Source organism: Sphingobium sp. JAI105 (genome assembly GCF_015752145.1).
GTDB classification, from domain to species: domain Bacteria; phylum Pseudomonadota; class Alphaproteobacteria; order Sphingomonadales; family Sphingomonadaceae; genus Sphingobium; species Sphingobium xenophagum.
Genome location: NZ_JADOUC010000001.1, coordinates 858,862 through 879,777 on the forward strand (window position 1 = coordinate 858,862; position 20,916 = coordinate 879,777).

The window sequence follows — 20,916 nt, forward strand, 5'->3', positions numbered from 1 at the left end:
GAACAGGCAGGACGAATGTCAGCGAATATGACGGCAAGTGCAACGGGAATGAACAAGCCGGTAGTGACCCGTTTCGCGCCATCGCCAACCGGGTTCCTGCATATTGGCGGCGCGCGCACCGCTTTGTTCAACTGGCTGTTCGCCCGTCACCATGGCGGCAAATTCCTGCTGCGGATCGAGGATACCGACCGCGCCCGCTCGACCGAAGAAGCGGTCGCGGCGATTTTTGACGGGCTGGATTGGCTGGGTCTGGGCGGTGATGAACCGGCGGTGTTTCAGTTCGCCCGCACGCCGCGCCATGCCGAAGTCGCCAACGCGATGCTGGCGAACGGCCATGCCTATAAATGCTATGCCACGCCCGAAGAACTGGCGGAACTGCGCGAACAGCAGCGCGCGGCCAAGCAGCCGATGCGTTATGACGGGCGCTGGCGCGACCGTTCGCCCGAAGAAGCGCCTGAAGGCGCGCCTTTCGTCATCCGTCTGAAAGCCCCGCGCGAAGGCCAAACGGTGATCGAGGATGCGGTGCAGGGCCGTGTCGTCGTACAGAATGCCGAACTGGACGATATGATCCTGCTGCGGTCCGACGGTACGCCCACCTATATGCTGGCCGTCGTCGTCGACGATAATGATATGGGCGTCACCCATGTGATCCGCGGCGACGATCATCTCAACAACGCCTTCCGCCAGCTTTGCATCATCCGCGCCATGGGTTGGGACGAGCCGGTCTATGCCCATATCCCGCTGATCCACGGATCGGACGGCGCGAAGTTGTCCAAGCGCCACGGGGCGCTGGGCGTGGATGCCTATCGCGACGATATGGGGATGCTCCCAGAAGCTGTCCTCAACTATCTGCTGCGGCTGGGCTGGGGCCATGGCGACGAGGAGATTATCCCGATCGCCCGTGCCATCGAGCTGTTCGACATTAGCGGCGTCGGCCGATCGCCCTCGCGCTTCGACATCAAGAAGCTGGAAAATCTGAACGGCCATTATCTGCGCGAAGCGGACGACGCCCGCCTCGCCGCGCTGGTCGCGCCGCGCGTCGCCGCCCGTCTGGATCGCGCCTTGCCGGACACCGGCCTGGCGCTATTGACGGCCGCGATGCCCTCGCTCAAGCCGCGCGCCAAGACGCTTAATGAAATTGCCGAGGGCGCCGAATTTCTGTTCAAAAATTGCCCGCTGGATTTTGACGAAAAGGCATTGGCTCTGCTAGACGACTCGGCGCGCGCGCTGCTGGTCAAGACAGCCGACGCTTTGAGACCAGTTCAAACATGGACGGTTGAAGCGATCGAGGACGCAATTCGCCGCGTGGCGGAGGATGCCGGCCTGGGGCTGGGCAAGGTGGCGCAGCCGCTTCGGGCGGCACTCACCGGGCGCACCGTCTCGCCGGGTATTTTTGATGTCCTCTTCCTGTTGGGGAAAGAGGGGAGCTTGGAACGGCTGACCGATGTTGGGCACGCATCGGTTGGCTGATGGCATAAATGGAGAACAATATGTCGGAAAACAAAGCCACTTTGACCGTCGGAGGAGAGACCAAGGACTATGCCGTCATGGACGGTTCGGTCGGTCCGCAGGTCATCGATGTGCGCAAGCTTTACGCCAACACCGGCATGTTTACCTATGATCCCGGTTTCACCTCCACCGCGAGCTGCGAATCCGGCCTGACCTATATCGACGGTGACGAAGGCGTCCTGCTGCACCGCGGCTATCCGATCGGCCAGCTGGCCGAAGCATCGAGCTTCATGGAAGTCAGCTATCTGCTGCTGAACGGCGAACTGCCATCCAGCCAGGAACTGGACGAATTCACCCGTACCATCACGCGCCACACGATGGTCAATGAACAGCTCACGACCTTCTATCGCGGCTTCCGTCGTGACGCGCATCCCATGGCGATCATGTGCGGCGTCGTGGGCGCGCTGTCGGCCTTTTATCATGACTCGACCGACATCAACGATCCTATGCAGCGCAGGATCGCCAGCCATCGCCTGATCGCCAAGATGCCGACGATCGCGGCCATGGCGTATAAATATTCGGTGGGTCAGCCCTTCGTCTATCCGCGCAACGACCTGTCCTATACGGCCAACTTCCTGCGCATGACCTTCTCCGTCCCGGCGGAAGAATATGTTCCCGATCCAGTGATCGTGGACGCCATGGACAAGATTTTCATCCTCCATGCCGACCATGAACAGAATGCATCGACATCGACCGTTCGTCTGGCGGGATCGTCGGGCGCCAATCCCTTCGCGTGCATCGCGGCTGGCATTGCGTGCCTGTGGGGTCCGGCGCATGGCGGCGCGAACGAAGCCGCGCTCAACATGCTGCGCGAAATCGGCACTGTCGATCGTATTCCGGAATATATCGCCCGCGCCAAGAACAAGGATGATCCGTTCCGCCTGATGGGCTTTGGCCATCGCGTGTATAAGAATTACGATCCCCGCGCGACCGTCATGCAAAAGACCGCCGAGGACGTGCTGCGCACGATGGGCGTCACCGACCCGGTGTTCGACGTCGCGCGCGAACTGGAAAAGATTGCGCTCAGCGATCCCTATTTCATCGAAAAGAAGCTCTTCCCCAATGTGGACTTCTATTCCGGTGTGATCCTGTCGGCCATCGGCTTCCCGACCGAGATGTTCACCGTTCTGTTCGCCCTGGCCCGCACCGTCGGCTGGGTCGCCCAGTGGAACGAAATGATTTCGGACCCAGCGCAGAAGATCGGTCGCCCGCGCCAGCTCTATACCGGCCCGGTGCAGCGCGACTATATCCCGGTCGACAAGCGCTAAGCCTGCGCGACCCAATGCAAAATGCAGAACGGCGCCCTGTCAAAGGGGCGCCGTTTTTCATGGGGATCAATCGTCCGCCGGCAATGTCAGGATGAAGCGCGCGCCTTCGCCGGGCGCGCCGCCAATGCGAATATCGCCGCCCATCGCGCGGGCAAGGCGGCGAGAGATATAGAGGCCCAGGCCGCTGCCCCCGGAATCGTCGCGGCCCAGCCGCTCGAACTTTTCGAATATCCGTTCGCGATCCGCGACGGCCACCCCCTGCCCCTGGTCGATCACCATGATCCGCGCCTGGCCATGATCACATTCGGTGACGATCCGCACTTCGCTGCCTTCGGGCGAATAGCGCACCGCATTGCCGACCAGATTCACCAAAATCTGTAGCACGCGGCGAAATTCCCCGATTGCGGGCCTGGTCGCGTCCGGGTCCGGCGCTGATATGCGGATATTCCGGTCGAGCGCCTTGACCGCCAGCAGCCCGGCAGCGCGGCGACCCAGATCCGCCAGATCAATCTCTTCTGCGATCACGCTGAAATCGGGTCGGTCGATCGCCTGCAAATCTGCCAGATCATCGACCAGCGCCATCAGATGCCGTCCGGCCGCTGCAATGTCCGTCGCATAATCGGCATAGTCGGGGCGCAACGGCCCCTCCAACTGGGCACTGATCGTATCGGCGTTGGCGATGATCCGCCCCAATGGCTGGCGCAGCGACCGGTCGAGCCGTTTGCCGAATTCGCCCGGATACAGGGCAATTGCCGCCTCCTGCATGATCGGACCAGCCGCCATCTGCTCCAGAGCGAATGCCGTGCCGCGATAGCCGGTCAGTTGGCCGGCCAGATCGAACATGGGGAAACCCGACAGGCGAAACGTCCGCGCCGGATCGCTGACCAGTGCTGCCGTCTGGTCCCGAAAGGCGCGCCGCTGGGCAAAGGCGCGCAGCATCGCCATGTCGCCATCATCGTCTGGCTGAAGCTGAAAATAGCTGGAAAAGCGGCTGCCCGGCACGGGCGGATCGGGCGGCAGCGCGCCATGGCCGTCGTTTCCGGCCAGCACCATCTGGAACCGCAACTGCACGTCTATCTGCCAGTTCCAGCCATCGGCCAGCGCCGCAATATCCGCTTCACGCCGCGCTATGTCGGCTGGCAACGCAGCGACTGGCCGCTCATGCCAGTCGATGATCGACAGAGTGACGCCATCGCTGTCGGGCCGTGCCCGCACCCACATGTCGATGTCGCCATGCTGGGTCGCCGCAATGATCGGCCGCGATACGGTAATCCCCAATCGCACGCACAGCCGCGCGATCGCCGCCAGTTGCGGTACCGCGACCGGCGCGCCAAGATCGCCCCCGGCTTCGCGCTGAAGCCCCAGCAAGGGCAGGTCAGCGCTGAGCAAAAGGCCGTCGGCGGAGATGAATGCCCGGATGATCGCGGGATGGGACGGCATATTCACGCGCCTGTAACCCGGCGCAGATGGTCCAGCCGTGAACGGAAAGCGGGCGGCGTGCGCAACGCACTGACTGCCGCATCAGCCTGCGTCTCGGTCAGTTGCTGATAGCATTCGGCCTCCGCCACGATGGCCGCGTCGGACAGTGAAGGACGCACCGGTTGCAGCGCCAGCAGCAAATGGCGATAATCGGCATCCGATCCGCCGAGCGAACGGCACAGCATCGCCACCTGCGCCAATGGCCCCAACACCAATATTTCGGTCGCCTGCACCGTGGTCATGCGCAGCCGCCGCGCCGCAAGCGCCGCAAACAGCAGAAAGCGGCGCTGCCCCAGCGCGACACCCATCAGTTCGGGCGAATCCGCAAGATCGCCGATCCGCCGCACCAGCCGATCCGCCTCGGCAACGGGACTGGCACTTTCGTCATGATCGGCAAGCAAGGCCCAGCCCGACCGCTCGAACCCGACCAGCATCGCATCTCCCGGATCGGGTGCGCTCCGCTGAACCACAGCGGCCAGACAGGCAGCCGCCGTCCAGACCAGTTCGGCAAAATATTCAGCGGGCAGGTCCGGCCGCATCGGCCGATCCTCGCCGCCCGCTGCGATCCAGCGCCCCTCCGCCAGCGCCAGCGCAGACAGGGCGTCGCCGATCATCGGATCATCGCCCAGCGTGAGCACGCCCCCATCGCTATCGTCCAGCCGATCGACATCGGCCTGGCCGAATTGCCGCAGCATCAGGCTGACGCCGGCGCGCATCTGCATGTGCGCCAGCAGCGCCGGCCCGATCAGCGTCGGTTGCGCCCGTACGGTTGGCCAGCAAATCGGTTCTGGCGAGCGCGACAATATGTGGGCAACGTCCGGTGCGTGGTCGAGCGAGAGCCGCAGCGCCATCTCGATCGCGTTCAGGCATCCGCCCAGATGCCGCCGCGTTTCCGCGATCAACGCATCGTGGCGCGCCTGTTCCTCGACCGGGAAAAAGAAAGCCAGATCGATGGCATGGCCAACCGGCACGGCGGACATGCCCGCCATGACTTGCGCCATCGGCCAGCTGTCCGCCATGACCGCACCGGTAAGGGACGAATAGGCGTTCATACCGGGACCATAGCCCGACGTCCTTAAAATGCACTAAACCCTGCTATCGAAATATATCAGTCGCGCGGGCGCAATATGATCGCGCCAGCCGACGCGATCAGCGCCAGCATTGCCACCCTGATACCCTGCGCCAGCATGCCCACCAATCCGGCGAGCATCAGCATTAGCAGCACGGTGCCGGGCGTAACGATCATCCATGGCCGGGCGCCGCCGGTACGCCGCCAGCGATCCGCCACCAATATGATCGCGAGCAGCAGCGCCAGATCGGCGGCCATCGTGCTGCTGCCCGCCAACACGATGCCGGTCAGCGCCAGTAATGGCGTGACAAATGCCAGCCAGCCCGTCGGCGCCGGTCGCAGTGCCAGTTCCTCCAGACGATCGGCAATTTCCGCCAGTAACAGCGCGCCCAGCAGCAGCGCGAACCCGGTCAGCGTCCATAACAGCTCGACCGGCACCAGCGCGATCGCGGCCAGCGCGATGGCAGCGATCCGCACCTGCATTGCGGGAACCTGCATGCGCATCAGCGCCGGACTGATCATCCGGGCCAGCGGCGAAAGCAGATAATGTTCAACGCCACCCCGCGCCCGCGCCGACGAAGCGCCTGCCGCCGTGACCGCCTGCGCCACCAGATCGGCCTGCTGCTGGGTCTCGATCAGCGCGACGCGCCCTTCGAGCAGATCATCCTGCGCCACGGTGACGCGGCGCGCGCCCTTCTGCACCGCTGCCCGTACCAGCGTGAGCGACAAATCCCAGTCGCCGATCATGTCGAGCGTGCCGAACAACAAGGTCGGACTGATTCGCGCCAGCCCGGCCCAGCGTTGCCCCGCGTCGATCCGTTCGAACGGGGTGCTGGCGCGGCTGTCATCCGTGACCAGCAGGGCATTGCCCTCCGCGCTCGCCATCGCCTCGAAATGGGACTGCGACACGATCGCCCCGTCGGCCACCAGCAAAACGTCGGCATCGCGCGGCGCATCCCGCACCATCGACACCATATCGCGCACCAGTGCGACCGCGATCCCGTCGGCGCTCAGCCGATCGACCGCCTGCGACAAGGCGGGGGTGATCACGCTCACCAATATCATGATTCGATCCGCACCGGCCTGCGCCGCCTGCCGCGCCTGATATTCCACCAGCGTCTGTCCGGCAAAATACAGACTCGCGCGCTGACCAACGGTCGTCTGGCCACCAGACGAATCGCCCGAAGCCCGGCTGGCGCTGAGAATAGCCGCGAAACTCATATCGTTATGGTATCGACCCGATTGTTGTGCAGCGGGCCTTGTCGCAAGGCTGGCGGCTTCGCGCAAGCGCAGCCGTGCCACTGCCACGATTCAGGTCTGTTGCAGCCCCGCCAGCGCCGCGCGCAACCGGCGCAGCACGCGCGGATCACCCGGTGCGGCCTCTGCTGCCTCATCGGCCAGCGCCATCAGTGCGGTAAGCCCGAAACTGGCCGCCAGCCCTTTCAGCCGCCATGCCGCCAGTTCCCAATTGGCGTCGCACCGCGCCCGCCCCAGCAGATCGATCTGCCGCTCGGCGCTTTCCATGAAGGCGACGCGCAGGTCCGCGATCAGGGCGCTGTCATCGCCGACGGCTGCGGATAAAGCTGCATGAAGGGCGCCGGGATCATAGGACATAGAGACAGACGCTATCTGGCTTGCGTTAAGTTTTGGTAACAGGGCATTTGCGCGGACGGAAAAGCTGCTAGGATGCACGACATGACAGGGGGCAGCACAATCGTCGAGTTCTGGCGCGACGAATCAAGCGCAGCTAGCGACGCGTCGCAGGCGGATGACATTTTGCTTTTGAAACAGGCGTCTCTCAACATCGACGAAGATGATTCGGATGATGGCGCGGGCGATGGCTGGGTCAAACGCATACGCGTGGGCTTGAGCCTGCTCGCGATCGGCTGGGTCGGCTTTGCCGGCTGGGCGATTTTCGCGGCGGGCGACCTGCCCGGCGGCCCCTTGTTCTGGGCCAATGCCATCGCCACGCTGGTCGTCCCGCTCATCCTGCTGGGCCTCGCCTATCTGCTGTTGATGCGTAACAGCCGCGCCGAATCGCGCCGCTATCTCGACACTGCCCGCGCCCTGCGGACGGAAGCCGATCTGCTGGAACTGCGACTGGGACGGATCGCCACCCAGCTGGAAACCGCCCGTCAGTCGATGCAGCAGCAGGCCGAATTGCTCGACAGCTATGGCGCGGCGGCCAGCAGCAATATGGAGGCGTCCGCCGAACTGATCGCCAGCCGGTCCCAAGCAACGGTCGATCGCGCCGAATCGGCGGAGCGGGCAAGTGCTGCGCTGGTCGCCAAGATGGACTCGTTGATCGCCACGATCCCCGAACTGGAGGACCGCACCGGCCGGATGGCGGCGCAGATCATGGACAACGGCCATGCGCTGGCGGAACGAATCGACACATTGGAAGCGCGGCTTCACGCGCTGGCCGAATTGTCCGACGACGCCCGTGCCCGCACCCTGTCCGCGACCAAGAGCCTGTCGAGCCAGCTGACGCAGCTTCAGGAATCGACCCGCGTCGCCAATGAGGAAGTGACGGGCATGGCGGAAATCGCCGCCGGACGGATCGACGCGACTGCCCAGAGCGCGCGGCAGGCGATGGACCGGACCCGTCAGGATGTGGAAATTCAGGCAGCCGCTCTCGCGACACTGATCGAAACCGCCGAAACCGGCATCGCCAGCACCAGCGACACTGTGCGCGCGGCCCTGATCGAGGATCTTGACCGGGCGCAGGCCGATCTGACCGCACGCCTCGACGCTGCCTTACGCAGCGTGCGCGCGACGATGGCAACGACCGACGAAGGCCTTTCGCGCCGCGCCGAACATCTCGAAGCGCTGGTCGCGGCGGCGCAATCGGGCATAGGTGACGTCAGCGAAACGACCCTGGCGACCTTGACGCGGGACATGGACGCGATCGAGAAGGATTTGCGCGAACGGCTCGACACCGCGCTGGCCCGCGCGCAGGAAGCATTGGCGCTGACCGAGGGCAATTTGTCGACCCAGTCGGCCGCGCTGGAATCTCTGGTCACCCGCTCACGCGACAGCCTCGACGCCATCGGCAGCGAGACGGTCACGGGTCTGGCCAACACGATCGGCGACGTGGAAAACCGCCTGCACCAGATGAACGAGGTCATGGCCGGGCAACATAGCCTGATGGCCGGCATCCAGTCGGGGCTGGACGAAACGATCACATCGACCCAGAATCGCTTTGCGACGCTGGAGGAAGTCGCCCTCGCCCGGAGCGAGAGGCTGACCGAAGCACTTACGCGCCTGACCGCCGAAACCCAGCGCATCGACGGCGCATTGGCCAACGGGGGCGTGACCGCCGAAAAGCTGATCGGTTGTGCCGAAACCCTGCTCGTCGCCCTCGATTCGAGCGTGCGCGAACTGGACGAGACCTATCCCGCGGCACTGGAGCGGTTCGACGCCCGCTTGGAACAGAGCCGCGCTCTGCTGGGCCACACGACGCCCGAAATGGAGCGGCTGGAAGCCATATCGCAGGCATTGGTTGGCCGGGCGGAAGAGGCCGAATCGATGCTGCGCGGCCAAGGCAGTCGCCTGACCGAATGGCTGGAAAGCACGCAGGGCGGGCTGGAGGCCAATCGCAATCTGGTCGAACGGCTGCGCGTCGCACTGGACGGCGCCCATCAGGATGCGACCCGCATCACCGAAGGCGCCGGACCCTTGCTCGTCACCGCGTTGCTGCGCGTCAAGGATACGGCCGATCAGGCCGCCGAGCGTGCGCGTCAGGCGCTGGGCCGGACCATTCCCGAAGCCGCGCAGGCTCTGGCCGACGCCAGTGAACAGGCAATGCAGAACGCGATTGGAGACAAGGTCGCGGCGCAGATCGAACAGGTTGCGCGCGTCGCCGAAGAAGCCGTCAATGCCGCGCATCAGGCGTCCGAGCGCCTGACGCGCCAATTGCTGACCATCGCCGACACCAGCGCCAATGTCGAACAGCGGATCGAGGAAGCGGAACGGGCGGCGGAAAATCGCGACCGCGACCATTTTGCCCGTCGCTCCGCGCTGCTGATCGAATCGCTCAACAGCACCGCGATCGACGTCGCCAAGATCCTGTCGAACGACGTCACCGATTCAAGCTGGTCGGCCTATCTGAAGGGCGATCGCGGCGTATTCACCCGCCGTGCAGTCAAGCTGCTGGACGCCGGGGAATCGCGCGAGATTGCGCTGCATTATGACAATGACGCGGAATTCCGCGATCATGTGAACCGCTACATCCATGATTTCGAAGGCATGCTGCGGATCATCCTGTCGGCGCGTGACGGCAATGCGCTGGGCGTCGCCATTCTCTCGTCCGACATGGGCAAACTCTATGTCGCGCTGGCGCAGGCGATCGAGCGGCTGCGCCAGTAACGGACGCGCGCCGATTGATCCCGGCGCGCGCTCTCGACGTCAGGAGCGGGGCTTAATCCCCAAACCGTCAATTCTGGTGGGTATAACCTGGCAGCATGTCCAGCGTGATCCAGCCCTGCACATAATTGGCGTAATAGAGACCGAACAGCAGTCCTGACAGAATGGTCGCGCGAAGCACCACCACGCCGGGCCTGAAATTGCTGGGCGCGCTATCCGCCTGCCCCTTTAGCAACTGCTCGCCCGTCTCGTCGGGCGTGCGGATGCCAAAGGGCAGCATGATGAACGCGCTGATCACCCAGAACAGCACATAGATGGCGAAGATGGCGTAAAGATTCATACGGGCGATTTAGGCCCGAATGAGCAACACGTCCACAATCGGCTTCTTGCCGGTCCAGCGCGTCGCCGCGCGGCGAACGGCCAGGCGGATACGCTCACGCACCGCCTCTTCCTCATGCGATCCCTTGGCAATCACGTCCGCGGCATCATCCGCCGCTTCGGCCAGAAAGTCCGCCTTGTCCTCTTCCACCGGAACGCCCTGCGTCCGCAGCGTCGGTCGACCAATCAGCCTTCCTTTGCCGTCGAGCGCGACGGCCACGCTGATCTGGCCATGCAGACCCAGCTTGCGCCGCTCGTTCATGGTGGCGCCTTCCGCTGGCAGGATGACGTCGCCATCCAGCACCAGTCGACCGACCTCTTCCCGCCCAATGATCGCCGGTGCGCCCGGCGCCAGCCGCAGCAGATCGCCATTGGACTGCACCACCGCATTGGGGATGCCCGTCGCCAGGCCAAGCCGCGCCTGTTCGGCCATATGCCGTCGTTCGCCATGGACCGGCAGCAATATTTCGGGCCGTATCCAGCGATACATGGCTTCCAGTTCAGGACGCCCCGGATGGCCCGACACATGGACTTCGGCCTGCCGGTCCGTGACCATCACGATATTTTTCGCCGCCAGCGCGTTCTGGATGCGACCGATCGCGATTTCATTGCCGGGGATCTGCTTGGACGAAAAGACGACCAAGTCACCGTCGGTCAGCTTGATAGGATGGCTGTCGAACGCGATGCGCGCAAGTGCGGCGCGCGCCTCCCCCTGACCGCCGGTGGCGATGATCATCACCTCATCGCGCGGCAGTTTCATCGCATCGTCCCAGTCGACCGTCGGCGGAAAATCCTTGAGGTAGCCACTAGCCTTGGCCATGCCGATGATCCGGTCGAGCGAACGGCCCGCGACGCACACCTTGCGTCCCATCGCCGTCGCCACTTCGCCCAGCGTCTGAACACGCGCGGCATTGGACGCAAAGGTGGTGACGAGCACTCGCCCCCTGGCCCCCTCTATCGCCTGCATCAGCCCTTCGCGGACATCGCCTTCGGAACCGCTGGCCTTCTCATTGAACACATTGGTGCTGTCGCATACCAGCGCCAGCACGCCCTGATCGCCCACCGCCGTCAACTGTTCCGGGGTCGAGGGGACGCCGAGCAGCGGCTGATCGTCCAGCTTCCAGTCGCCGGTATGGAATATGCGCCCATAGGGCGTATCGATGACCAGCGCATTGCCTTCCGGGATGGAATGCGCCAGCGGCATGTAACGGAAGCCGAACGGACCCAGTTCGAAGCTGCCTTCATTGGGAATGACGTGAAGCTTGACCTCCTTGGTCAGCCCCTCTTCCTCCAGCTTCAGGCGGATAAGGCCAGCAGTAAACGGCGTCGCATAAAGCGGCACGCCCAGGTCGGCCGCCAGATAGGGGATCGCGCCGATATGGTCCTCATGCCCGTGGGTCAGCACGATGCCGAGCAGATCCTTGCGCCGTTCCTCAATAAAGCTGAGGTCCGGCAGCACCAGTTCGATGCCCGGATAATTGGGATCGCCAAAGGTCATGCCGAGATCGACCATCACCCATTTGCCCTGGCATCCATATAGATTGACGTTCATGCCAATCTCGCCCGACCCGCCCAGGGCCAGGAAGAGCAGCTCATCTTTGGGTTTCATTACGCTTGTAAACTCCGTTCGTGCATCAGCGCGAGGCCCTGAACCGTCAGGTCCGGCGCGATCGCATCGAAAATATCGCTATTGTCATTGAAGAGGACCGCCAGGCCCCCTGTCGAAATCACTCTGGTCGGGCGGCCGATTTCGGCCCTCATCCGGGCGACCAGCCCTTCCATCATGGCTACATAGCCCCAAAATACACCAATATGCATCTGCGCTTCGGTCGTGCGACCGATGACCGATCGATTTTCCGGTGGCGCGATCGCGATCTTGGGCAGCTTCGCCGCCGCTGCGACCAACGCATCGAGCGACAGGTTGATCCCCGGCGCTATGATCCCGCCCTTATAGGCTCCGCTATAATCGACAACGTCGAATGTCGTCGCGGTGCCGAAGTCGATGACGATCAGGTCGCCTGCATAAAGATGGTGCGCGGCGATGGCATTTACAACCCGGTCAGCGCCCACCGATCCCGGTTCGGCCACGTCCAGTTCGATGCCCCAATCAACCGGCGGCTGTCCTGCGACCAGAGGAGTCGTCTTGAAATATTTTTCCGCCAGCACCTGCAAATTATGCAGCGCGCGCGGCACGACCGTCGCGATAATCACGGCATGGACGTCCGTGATCTTATAGCCTTCCAGCATCAGCAACTGGTTGAGCCACACCGCATATTCGTCCGCCGTACGGCGCGGATCGGTCGCGATCCGCCAGCGCGCGCGAATGTCGCGCCCTTCGAGCAGCGCGAAAACCACATTGGTGTTGCCCGCGTCGATCGCGAGGAGCATGGTCGGTCCTTGGTTCAGGTGAGAAATATGTCGCCCGCGTGAATGGCACGGCTGTGTCCGTTCGCCAAGCGCAGGATCAACATGCCCTGCTGGTCGAGCGTATCAAATGCCCCCTCGACGCTCTCGCCATCGGCTTGAACCACCCGCATGGGCGTACCGGTCGGGTGTGCGTTCAAAAGCCAGTGCATCCGCACCGGGTCCAGCCCCTGCGCGCGCCAGATCGCCAGCCAATGGCCGAACAGTTGCGCCAGTCGCTCCATCAGCACACCAGCGTCAGCCTCCCTGGCGCCCTGCGCCAAAAGGCTGGTGACCGAACGATCCAGCCCGCGGGGATAATCAGTGACATTGATGCCGATCCCCACAACGATCGCATCACCGGCCCGCTCCAGCAAAATGCCTGCGATCTTCGCGCCATCGACCAATATGTCATTGGGCCATTTGATCCGCGCCTGCCCTGCACAGAGCGGCGCGACCAGCGCGTGAACCGCATTGGCCGCAACCAGCGCCAGCGTATGCGGCATGGGGTCACTCGCGCGCAACCGGACCAGTGCGGAACAATAGAGATTGCCGACCGGGCTTTCCCAGCCCCGGCCCATCCGTCCCTTGCCGCCCGTCTGCCGCCCCGCGCGCAGCCAGATGCCGTCCGGCGCGCCCTGCTCCGCCAATGCCAGCATATCGGCATTGGTGGAGCCGGTCTCCGCGACGAAGCGAATGGTCAGAACAGGGACGCCGCAGCGGCGGCGCTCGCCTGATCCAGTAGGGGGTTGAGCAGATAGCCCATGACGATGACCACGGCGCAGGCGGTCAGGACGATATTTTCAACCGCCCCGCCCTTCGCCTCATAGGCGCCGGTCGGCTCGTCGAAATAGATCGTCTTGATGATCTTGAGATAGTAGAAAGCGCCAATCACCGACGCCGCGATGCCGAACGCCGCCAGCGCGGTCAGACCAGACGCTACCGCCGCATCGAACACCAGGAATTTGGCCCAGAAACCGAACAGCGGCGGAATACCGGCCATGGAGAACATGAAGATCGCAAATCCGGCCGCCAGCCCTTTGCGCGACTGCGACAACCCCGCCAGGCTGGCGATCGTCTCGACCGGCTTGCCGTCGGCGTCGCGCATCTGAAGGATGCAGGCGAACGCACCGATCGTCATCACGACATAGATCGCCATATAGCTCATGGTCGCGGCAACACCTGCGGGCGTGCCAGCGGCCAGGCCGATCAAGGCGAAGCCCACATTGTTGATCGACGAATAGGCCATCAGCCGCTTGATATTGCTCTGGCCGATCGCCGCGACCGCGCCGAACAGGATGGAAGCGAGCGCGACGAAGATCACGATCTGCTGCCAGTCCATGCCCGCCGGGCCCAGCGCCTCGATCGCGACGCGGACGGTCAAGCCCATGGCCGCAACCTTGGGCGCGCTGGCAAAGAAGGTCGTCACCGGCGTTGGCGCGCCTTCATAGACGTCCGGGGTCCACATATGGAAGGGCACAGCGCTGATCTTGAATGCAAGACCCGCGAGCACGAACACCAGACCGAACAATTCGCCCTTGCCCACGCCATCGCCCAGCGCAACGGCAATGCCATCAAACGCGGTGCTGCCGGTAAAGCCATAGAGCAGCGAGATACCGTAGAGCAGGATACCGCTCGCCAGCGAACCCAGCACGAAATATTTAAGGCCCGCTTCGGACGAACGCCCGTCCTGCCGCATGAAACTCGCCAGGACGTAGGAGGCCAGGCTGTTCATTTCGAGACCGACATAAAGCGTCAGCATGTCGCCCGCCGACACCATCATGCCCATGCCGATCGCGGCAAACAGGATCAGGATCGGATATTCAGGCCGCAGCGCGCTGTCGGTAGAAAAGAAGCGCGGCGCAAGCAGGATAGCCACGGCGGCCGCCGCGTAGATCAGCGCCTTGGCATAGACGGAGAAAGCATCGGCACGGACCAGGCCGTCAAATGCATCCGGCCCATGGGCGATCGTGCTGGACAGCGCCACACCCGCAACGATCAGCGTGAGCACTGACAATGCGTTGACGATCCTTGCGGTGCCATCGCCGCCAAAAGCAGCCACCATCAGCAGGATCAGGCCGCCGGCCGTCAAAATCAGTTCCGGCAGGACTGCCAGAAGGGAAGCGGAGTCGATCATCAGTGCGCCTCCCCGTGCGCAGGAGCTTCTTCGTGATGGGCACCTTCATGCGCTTCGCCCGCAGGCTTGGGCGCACCCATCTTGATCTTGGAATCGCCGGCCGGCGCGGCTGGCGCCAGGCGGGCTTCGAGTGCGTGAATATCCGGGCGCATCGGCTTGAGGAAGCTTTCGGGATAAACCCCCATCCACAGCACCACCGCAGCGATCGGCGCAAGCAGCCAGATTTCGCGACCCGACAGGTCCGGCATCGCGGCGGCATCGGCATTGACCTGCTCACCGTAGCAGATGCGGCGATAGAGGTAGAGCATATAGGCTGCGCCCAGGATGATACCCGTGGTGCAGATCAGCGCCACCCAGCTCGATGCCTGATAGATGCCCATCAGTGACAGGAATTCGCCGACGAAGTTGGACGTGCCGGGCAGGCCGACCGACGCCATGGTGAAGAACAGGAACAGCATGGCGTAGCGCGGCATGTTGATCGACAGGCCACCGTAACAGGCAATCTCGCGCGTGTGCAGCCGGTCGTAGATGACGCCGACGCACAGGAACAGCGCGCCCGCGACCAGACCATGGCCCAGCATCACCATCATCGCGCCTTCGATGCCCGCCTGGTTGAAGGCGAACAGGCCGACCGTCACGATCGCCATATGCGCGACGGACGAATAGGCGATCAGTTTCTTCATGTCCGACTGAACAAGCGCGACGAGCGAGGTGTAAACCACCGCGACCATCGACAGGCCCCAGACCAGCGGCGCAAGCTGCGCCGAGGCTTCGGGAAACATCGGCAGCGAGAAGCGGATGAAGCCGTACCCGCCCATCTTCAGCAGCACACCTGCCAGAATGACGGAACCGGCCGTCGGCGCCTGAACGTGCGCGTCGGGCAGCCAGGTGTGGACCGGCCACATCGGCATCTTGACCGCGAAGCTGGCAAAGAAAGCCAGGAACAGCCAGGTCTGGATATGCGGATCGAAATTATACGCCATCAGCACGGGGATGTCGGTCGTGCCTGCTTCATGCACCATCCACATCATCGCGATCAGCATCAGCACCGATCCGAACAATGTGTAGAGGAAGAATTTATAGCTGGCGTAAATCCGGTCAGCACCGCCCCAGATGCCGATGATCAGATACATCGGGATCAGGCCGGCTTCGAACATGATGTAGAAAAGATAGAGATCCTGCGCCGTGAAGACGCCGATCATCAGCACCTCCATGAACAGGAAGGCCGCCATATATTCGCCCACGCGCTTTTGAATCGCGTTCCAGCTGGCGCCGATGCAGATCGGCATCAGGAACACCGTCAACGCAATCAGCATCAGGGCAATGCCGTCAATTCCGAGCGCCCAGGCAAATTTGCCGAAGATCGGCGCATATTCCTGAAACTGCCATTGCGCGCCGCTGCCCGACTGGTCGAACTGCGCCCACAGGGCCATGCCCAGGACGAAATCGACCAGAGTGGCGATCAATGCGATCCAGCGCGCGCTGTTCGCGCCGACGAACAGACAGGCGATGGCCCCCGCCATCGGCACTGCCATCATCAGGGAAAGGATGGGGAAGCCGTCCATTATCGTGTCATCGCCCAGGTTGCGGCAGCGGCGAGGCCAATCAGCATCACCAGCGCGTAGGTGTAGAGGTAGCCGGACTGGAGCCGACGGGTCACTTTATTGCCCTGCACGACCAGAGCGGCCAGGCCATTGGGTCCGAACCGGTCAATGAAACCGATGTCCCCGAACTTCCAGAAGAAGCGGCCGATGGCGAAGGCAGGCTTGACGAACAGGAAGGTATACAGCTCGTCAAAATACCATTTGTTGAGCAGGAAGGTGTAGAGTCCACCAAAGGTCGCGACGAAGCGCTGAGGCCAGTCGGTGTTCCTGATATAGCTGAGATAGGCAATCAGCAACCCGGTCAGCATCACCGTGAACGGCGAGAATTTGACCCATGTGGGCACTTCATGCGCCGCGTGCATCAGATGACTGTCGAACGACAATGCGCCCTTCCAGAATTCGATGCCGCCCTCTGCCCCGATAAACTGATCGTGGAACAGGAAGCCCGCAAACACTGCGCCAAGGCTGAGCATGATCAGCGGGATCAGCATCACCAGCGGGCTTTCATGCGGATGATAGCCGCCCGTCCCGGCGGGAAGTTCATGTGCGCCTGCCTCAGCCGCATGCGGATCATGGCCAGCATCTTCCTGGGCCGGCGCGTTGTCATGCTCCGATCCATGGCCGTGGGTTGCATGATCGTCATGGCCATGCGCGTCATGCAGCGCATGCTGGATATGCTCGGACTGGGTCCAGCGCGGCTTGCCGAAGAAGGTCAGGAACACCAGACGCCAGCTATAGAAGCTGGTCAGCAGCGCCGCCAATACGCCGACGATGAACACGCCGGTGCCAGCTCCGCCCGCAGCATAGGCCGCTTCCAGAATGCCGTCCTTGGAATAGAAACCGGCAAAGCCGACGCCGATGAGCGGCAGGCCAACGCCCGTGATGGCCAGCGTACCAAGCGTCATCGTCCAGAAGGTGATGGGAATGCTTTTCCGCAGGCCGCCATAATAGCGCATGTCCTGTTCATGATGCATCGCATGGATGACCGAACCGGCCCCCAGGAACAGCAACGCCTTGAAGAAGGCATGGGTGAACAGGTGGAACATCGCCGCGCCATAGGCGCCAACGCCCGCTGCAAAGAACATATAGCCCAGCTGCGAACAGGTCGAATAGGCGATGACGCGCTTGATGTCGGTCTGCACCGTGCCCACGGTCGCCGCGAACAGGCAGGTCGCTGCGCCTACATAGGTTACCACGGTCAGCGCCGTCGCTGACGTCTCGAACATCGGCGACAGGCGGCACACCATGAACACGCCCGCCGTCACCATGGTCGCGGCGTGGATCAGCGCCGACACGGGGGTCGGGCCTTCCATCGCGTCTGGCAACCAGGTGTGGAGACCAAGCTGCGCCGACTTGCCCATGGCGCCGACGAACAGCAGCAGGCACAGCACCGTCATCGTGTCGAAACGATGGCCCAGGAAGCCGATGGTCGATCCCGCCATCGACGGGGCCATTTCCAGAATTTCGGGGATCGATATGGTGTTGAACACCAGATAAGTTCCGAAAATCCCCATCATGAAGCCAAGGTCGCCCACGCGGTTGACCACGAACGCCTTGATCGCGGCGGCATTGGCCGACGGCTTGCGGAACCAGAAACCGATAAGCAGGTAGGAAGCCAGGCCCACCCCTTCCCAGCCGAAGAACATCTGGAGCAGGTTGTTGGCCGTCACCAGCATCAGCATCGCGAAGGTGAAGAGCGAGAGATAGGCGAAGAAGCGCGGCTGATCCGGCTCCTCTTCCATATAGCCCCAGCTGTAGAGGTGGACGAGGCTGGACACGCTGGTGATCACCACCAGCATTACCGCCGTCATCGCATCGACCCGCAAGGCCCATTGCGCGTCAAAGCTGCCCGACTGAATCCAGGTGAACAGCGGCGTCACATGCGCTTCGGCGCTGCCGGTCAGGAAGCTGATGAAGATCGGCCAGGACATGGCGCAGCTGGCGAACAGCGCGCCTGTGGTGACGATCTTGGCGGGCAGCTTGCCCAGCGCCTTGTTGCCAAGGCCCGCAATGGCAGCGGCCAGCAGCGGAAGAAGAACGATAAGCTGGATCATGAGTTCAGGCTCAGCCCTTCATCCGGTTGACATCGTCGACGGCGATGGTGCCGCGACCACGGAAGTAAATGACGAGGATGGCTAGGCCGATGGCCGCCTCACCCGCCGCGACGGTCAGCACGAACATGCTGAACACCTGCCCGACCAGATCGCCCAGAAAGGCGCTGAAAGCGACAAGGTTGATGTTCACGCTCAAAAGAATCAGCTCGATCGCCATCAGGATGATGATGACATTCTTGCGATTGATGAAGATGCCCAGCACCCCCATCACGAACAGGATGGCGCTGACCACCATATAATGTTGAAGGCCGATCACAGCTCCACCCCCTGCCCTGCGGGCTGATTGATATTGCGGACCGCATCCTGCGGACGGCGACGATTCTGCTTGGCGATGTTCTGGCCCTTCACCCCGCCGCGTGCCCGATGGGTCAGGACGATCGCACCGATCATAGCAACCAGCAGGACGATGCCTGCCGCTTCGAAAAGGAAGATATAGCGGGTGTAAAGCAGCGTACCGATCGCCTTGATGTTCGATACGTCCGGCGTGGCCGGCGCCGCGCGCTGCGCCAGTTCAATCGGACCAGCGCTCCACAGGCCAATGCCCAGCACGATTTCCGCCAGCAGCACCAGCGCGATCAGCAGGCCGAACGGCAGATAGCTGACGAAACCGGCGCGCAGTTCGGCAAAGTCGATGTCCAGCATCATGACGACGAACAGGAACAGGACCGCGACCGCGCCGACATAGACGATGACCAGCAGCATCGCGATGAATTCCGCGCCCAGCAGGATCATCAGACCCGCCGCGTTGAAGAAGGCCAGGATCAGCCACAGCACCGAATGGACCGGGTTGCGCGACAATATGGTCAGCGCACCGCTGGACACCACCAGGATCGCGAACAGGTAAAAGGCTAAGACGTGGATCACAGGATGGCCCCCGGAAACCGTTCGGGCTGAGCGAAGTCGAAGCCTTCCACTGAACGAAGTGAAGTGACTTCGCGGCGCTCAGTCGAGCCCTTCGACAAGCTCAGGGCGAACGGGTTTGAGTTAGACACGGCGCGCATTACCGATAAGGCGCATCGGCGGCAAGGTTCGCGGCGATCGCGCGTTCCCACTTGTCACCATTTTCAAGAAGCTTGGCCTTGTCGTAGATCAGCTCCTCGCGCGTTTCGGTCGCGAATTCGAAGTTCGGCCCTTCCACGACCGCATCCACAGGGCAGGCTTCCTGGCAGAAACCGCAATAGATGCATTTGGTCATGTCGATGTCGTAGCGCGTCGTGCGACGGCTGCCATCTTCGCGCGGCTGCGCCTCGATGGTGATCGCCTGTGCCGGACACACTGCCTCGCACAGCTTGCACGCGATGCAGCGTTCTTCCCCGTTGGGGTAGCGACGCAGCGCATGTTCGCCCCGGAACCGCGGCGAAATCGGGTTCTTCTCATAGGGATAGTTGATCGTCGCCTTGGGCTTGAAAAAATATTTCAAGGTCAGCCAGTGCGCCTTCACAAACTCCCACAGGGTGAAAGACTTGACGTAATATCCGAGGCTCATTGTGCGCCTCCATAGCGCGTCAGCATGAGGAAGCCCGACACCAGAAAGACGAAGAAGAGCGAGGTTGGCAGGAAGATTTTCCAGCCCAGCCGCATCAGCTGGTCATAACGGTAGCGGGGCACCGTCGCCTTTACCCAGGAAAAGACGAAGAAGAAGAAGAGGATCTTGGCGAACAGCCAGATGATACCCGGCACCATGTAGAGCGGCGCCCAATCGAGCGGCGGCAGATAGCCACCCCAGAACAGGATCGCGTTCAGCGCGCACATCAGGATGACATTGGCATATTCGCCGAGCCAGTAGAGCGCGAAGGCCATGGACGAATATTCGGTCTGATAGCCCGCGACCAGCTCGCTTTCCGCTTCGGTCAGATCGAAGGGCGCGCGCGCCGTTTCCGCCATGGCGGAAATCAGGAACATGATCGCCATCGGGAAGAGCAGCGGGTTGAAGCCGTTGCCGTTGAGGAAACCGTAATAGCCCTTCTGGCTCTCCACGATCGCGGTCAGGTTGAAACTGCCGGCCCACAGCACAACGCTGATCAGGATGAAGCCGATCGAAACTTCATAGCTGATCATCTGCGCGCTGGCACGGATCGCGGAATAAAAGGGATATTTCGAGTTGGACGCCCAGCCCGCCAGCACGATGCCATAGACGCCAAGCGACGAAATCGCGAGAATGTAGAGCAGGCCGACATTGATGTCCGCCAGCACGACGCCAACATCGAACGGCACCACTGCCCAGGCGAGCAGCGCGACCGTGAAGGTGATGATCGGCGCAATGATGAACAGCGCCTTGTTCGCCGCCGACGGGATGATCGTTTCCTGCAGGAACACCTTGGCCCCGTCCGCAAAGGACTGAAGCAGGCCGAAGGGGCCAACCACGTTCGGCCCGCGCCGCAGCGCCATCGCCGCCCAGATCTTGCGATCGGCATAGATGATCATCGCGACGGCCAGCATCAGCGGCAGGGCAATCACGAGGATGCCGATGATGGTCGACAGGAACCAGGCGCCTTCAAACGGCAGGCCCAGATTTTGGAAGAAAGCGGTCACTTCGCGCCCCCGGCGTTAACAGAGCGACGTGTTCCCGCGCTGGCGGGAATCCAGTTCA

The 20,916-nt window shown here is 62.7% G+C and carries 18 protein-coding genes; 3 read left to right on the plus strand and 15 right to left on the minus strand.

Features of this window, described 5'->3' with window-relative positions; genetic code table 11:
* Window positions 1–27 precede the first annotated feature (27 nt).
* On the plus strand, window positions 28–1,470 hold the full coding sequence (gene gltX, locus IWY39_RS04000; protein WP_409994351.1) for a glutamate--tRNA ligase: 1,443 nt from the start codon (window positions 28–30) through the stop codon (window positions 1,468–1,470).
* Between the two features lie 20 nt (window positions 1,471–1,490).
* On the plus strand, window positions 1,491–2,777 hold the full coding sequence (locus IWY39_RS04005) for a citrate synthase (protein ID WP_026002667.1): 1,287 nt from the start codon (window positions 1,491–1,493) through the stop codon (window positions 2,775–2,777).
* 66 nt (window positions 2,778–2,843) lie between these two features.
* Here IWY39_RS04005 and IWY39_RS04010 read toward each other — a convergent pair whose 3' ends face one another.
* The 4 genes from IWY39_RS04010 to IWY39_RS04025 form a co-directional block, all read right to left on the minus strand.
* Window positions 2,844–4,223: a sensor histidine kinase gene (locus IWY39_RS04010; protein ID WP_107125100.1), complete on the minus strand. Its 1,380-nt coding sequence runs from the start codon at window positions 4,221–4,223 to the stop codon at window positions 2,844–2,846.
* Window positions 4,220–5,308, minus strand: a complete 1,089-nt coding sequence (locus IWY39_RS04015) for a DUF2336 domain-containing protein (protein WP_107125099.1) — start codon at window positions 5,306–5,308, stop codon at window positions 4,220–4,222. Before IWY39_RS04015 ends, IWY39_RS04010 begins: the two co-directional genes overlap by 4 nt.
* Window positions 5,309–5,364: 56 nt before the next feature.
* The gene (locus tag IWY39_RS04020; protein ID WP_107125098.1) at window positions 5,365–6,546 is read right to left on the minus strand and encodes a hypothetical protein; all 1,182 of its coding nucleotides are present in this window, start codon (window positions 6,544–6,546) and stop codon (window positions 5,365–5,367) included.
* A gap of 90 nt (window positions 6,547–6,636) precedes the next feature.
* The gene (locus IWY39_RS04025) at window positions 6,637–6,939 is read right to left on the minus strand and encodes a hypothetical protein (RefSeq protein ID WP_017184587.1); all 303 of its coding nucleotides are present in this window, start codon (window positions 6,937–6,939) and stop codon (window positions 6,637–6,639) included.
* Window positions 6,940–7,020: 81 nt separating this feature from the next.
* On the opposite strand from IWY39_RS04025, the gene IWY39_RS04030 reads away from it, so the two are divergent.
* Window positions 7,021–9,693 carry a hypothetical protein gene (locus IWY39_RS04030; protein WP_107125154.1) on the plus strand — a complete coding sequence of 891 codons (2,673 nt, stop codon included), beginning with the start codon at window positions 7,021–7,023 and terminating at the stop codon, window positions 9,691–9,693.
* A gap of 67 nt (window positions 9,694–9,760) precedes the next feature.
* Here the strand turns inward: IWY39_RS04030 and IWY39_RS04035 are convergent, their stop codons facing one another.
* From IWY39_RS04035 to nuoH, 11 genes are all read right to left on the minus strand, one after another.
* Window positions 9,761–10,030 carry a DUF1467 family protein gene (locus IWY39_RS04035; protein ID WP_017184589.1) on the minus strand — a complete coding sequence of 90 codons (270 nt, stop codon included), beginning with the start codon at window positions 10,028–10,030 and terminating at the stop codon, window positions 9,761–9,763.
* A 9-nt stretch (window positions 10,031–10,039) separates the two neighbouring features.
* Window positions 10,040–11,677: a ribonuclease J gene (locus IWY39_RS04040; protein WP_107125097.1), complete on the minus strand. Its 1,638-nt coding sequence runs from the start codon at window positions 11,675–11,677 to the stop codon at window positions 10,040–10,042.
* Window positions 11,677–12,456 carry a type III pantothenate kinase gene (locus tag IWY39_RS04045; protein WP_017184591.1) on the minus strand — a complete coding sequence of 260 codons (780 nt, stop codon included), beginning with the start codon at window positions 12,454–12,456 and terminating at the stop codon, window positions 11,677–11,679. Before IWY39_RS04045 ends, IWY39_RS04040 begins: the two co-directional genes overlap by 1 nt.
* Window positions 12,457–12,470: 14 nt before the next feature.
* Window positions 12,471–13,175, minus strand: a complete 705-nt coding sequence (locus IWY39_RS04050) for a biotin--[acetyl-CoA-carboxylase] ligase (RefSeq protein ID WP_107125096.1) — start codon at window positions 13,173–13,175, stop codon at window positions 12,471–12,473.
* Window positions 13,172–14,608 (minus strand): NADH-quinone oxidoreductase subunit NuoN, encoded by a 1,437-nt coding sequence (gene nuoN, locus IWY39_RS04055; RefSeq protein ID WP_019053661.1) that lies wholly within the window; start codon window positions 14,606–14,608, stop codon window positions 13,172–13,174. Before nuoN ends, IWY39_RS04050 begins: the two co-directional genes overlap by 4 nt.
* Window positions 14,608–16,173: an NADH-quinone oxidoreductase subunit M gene (locus IWY39_RS04060; RefSeq protein ID WP_107125094.1), complete on the minus strand. Its 1,566-nt coding sequence runs from the start codon at window positions 16,171–16,173 to the stop codon at window positions 14,608–14,610. Before IWY39_RS04060 ends, nuoN begins: the two co-directional genes overlap by 1 nt.
* Window positions 16,173–18,266, minus strand: a complete 2,094-nt coding sequence (gene nuoL, locus IWY39_RS04065; RefSeq protein ID WP_107125093.1) for an NADH-quinone oxidoreductase subunit L — start codon at window positions 18,264–18,266, stop codon at window positions 16,173–16,175. The genes IWY39_RS04060 and nuoL overlap by 1 nt, the downstream gene beginning before the upstream one ends.
* A 10-nt stretch (window positions 18,267–18,276) precedes the next feature.
* Window positions 18,277–18,582 carry an NADH-quinone oxidoreductase subunit NuoK gene (gene nuoK / locus IWY39_RS04070; protein ID WP_004211745.1) on the minus strand — a complete coding sequence of 102 codons (306 nt, stop codon included), beginning with the start codon at window positions 18,580–18,582 and terminating at the stop codon, window positions 18,277–18,279.
* Window positions 18,579–19,190 (minus strand): NADH-quinone oxidoreductase subunit J, encoded by a 612-nt coding sequence (locus IWY39_RS04075; RefSeq protein WP_017184596.1) that lies wholly within the window; start codon window positions 19,188–19,190, stop codon window positions 18,579–18,581. The genes nuoK and IWY39_RS04075 overlap by 4 nt, the downstream gene beginning before the upstream one ends.
* A 136-nt stretch (window positions 19,191–19,326) precedes the next feature.
* On the minus strand, window positions 19,327–19,812 hold the full coding sequence (nuoI, locus tag IWY39_RS04080) for an NADH-quinone oxidoreductase subunit NuoI (RefSeq protein WP_017184597.1): 486 nt from the start codon (window positions 19,810–19,812) through the stop codon (window positions 19,327–19,329).
* Window positions 19,809–20,858, minus strand: a complete 1,050-nt coding sequence (gene nuoH, locus IWY39_RS04085) for an NADH-quinone oxidoreductase subunit NuoH (protein ID WP_017184598.1) — start codon at window positions 20,856–20,858, stop codon at window positions 19,809–19,811. Before nuoH ends, nuoI begins: the two co-directional genes overlap by 4 nt.
* Between the last annotated feature and the right edge of the window lie 58 nt (window positions 20,859–20,916).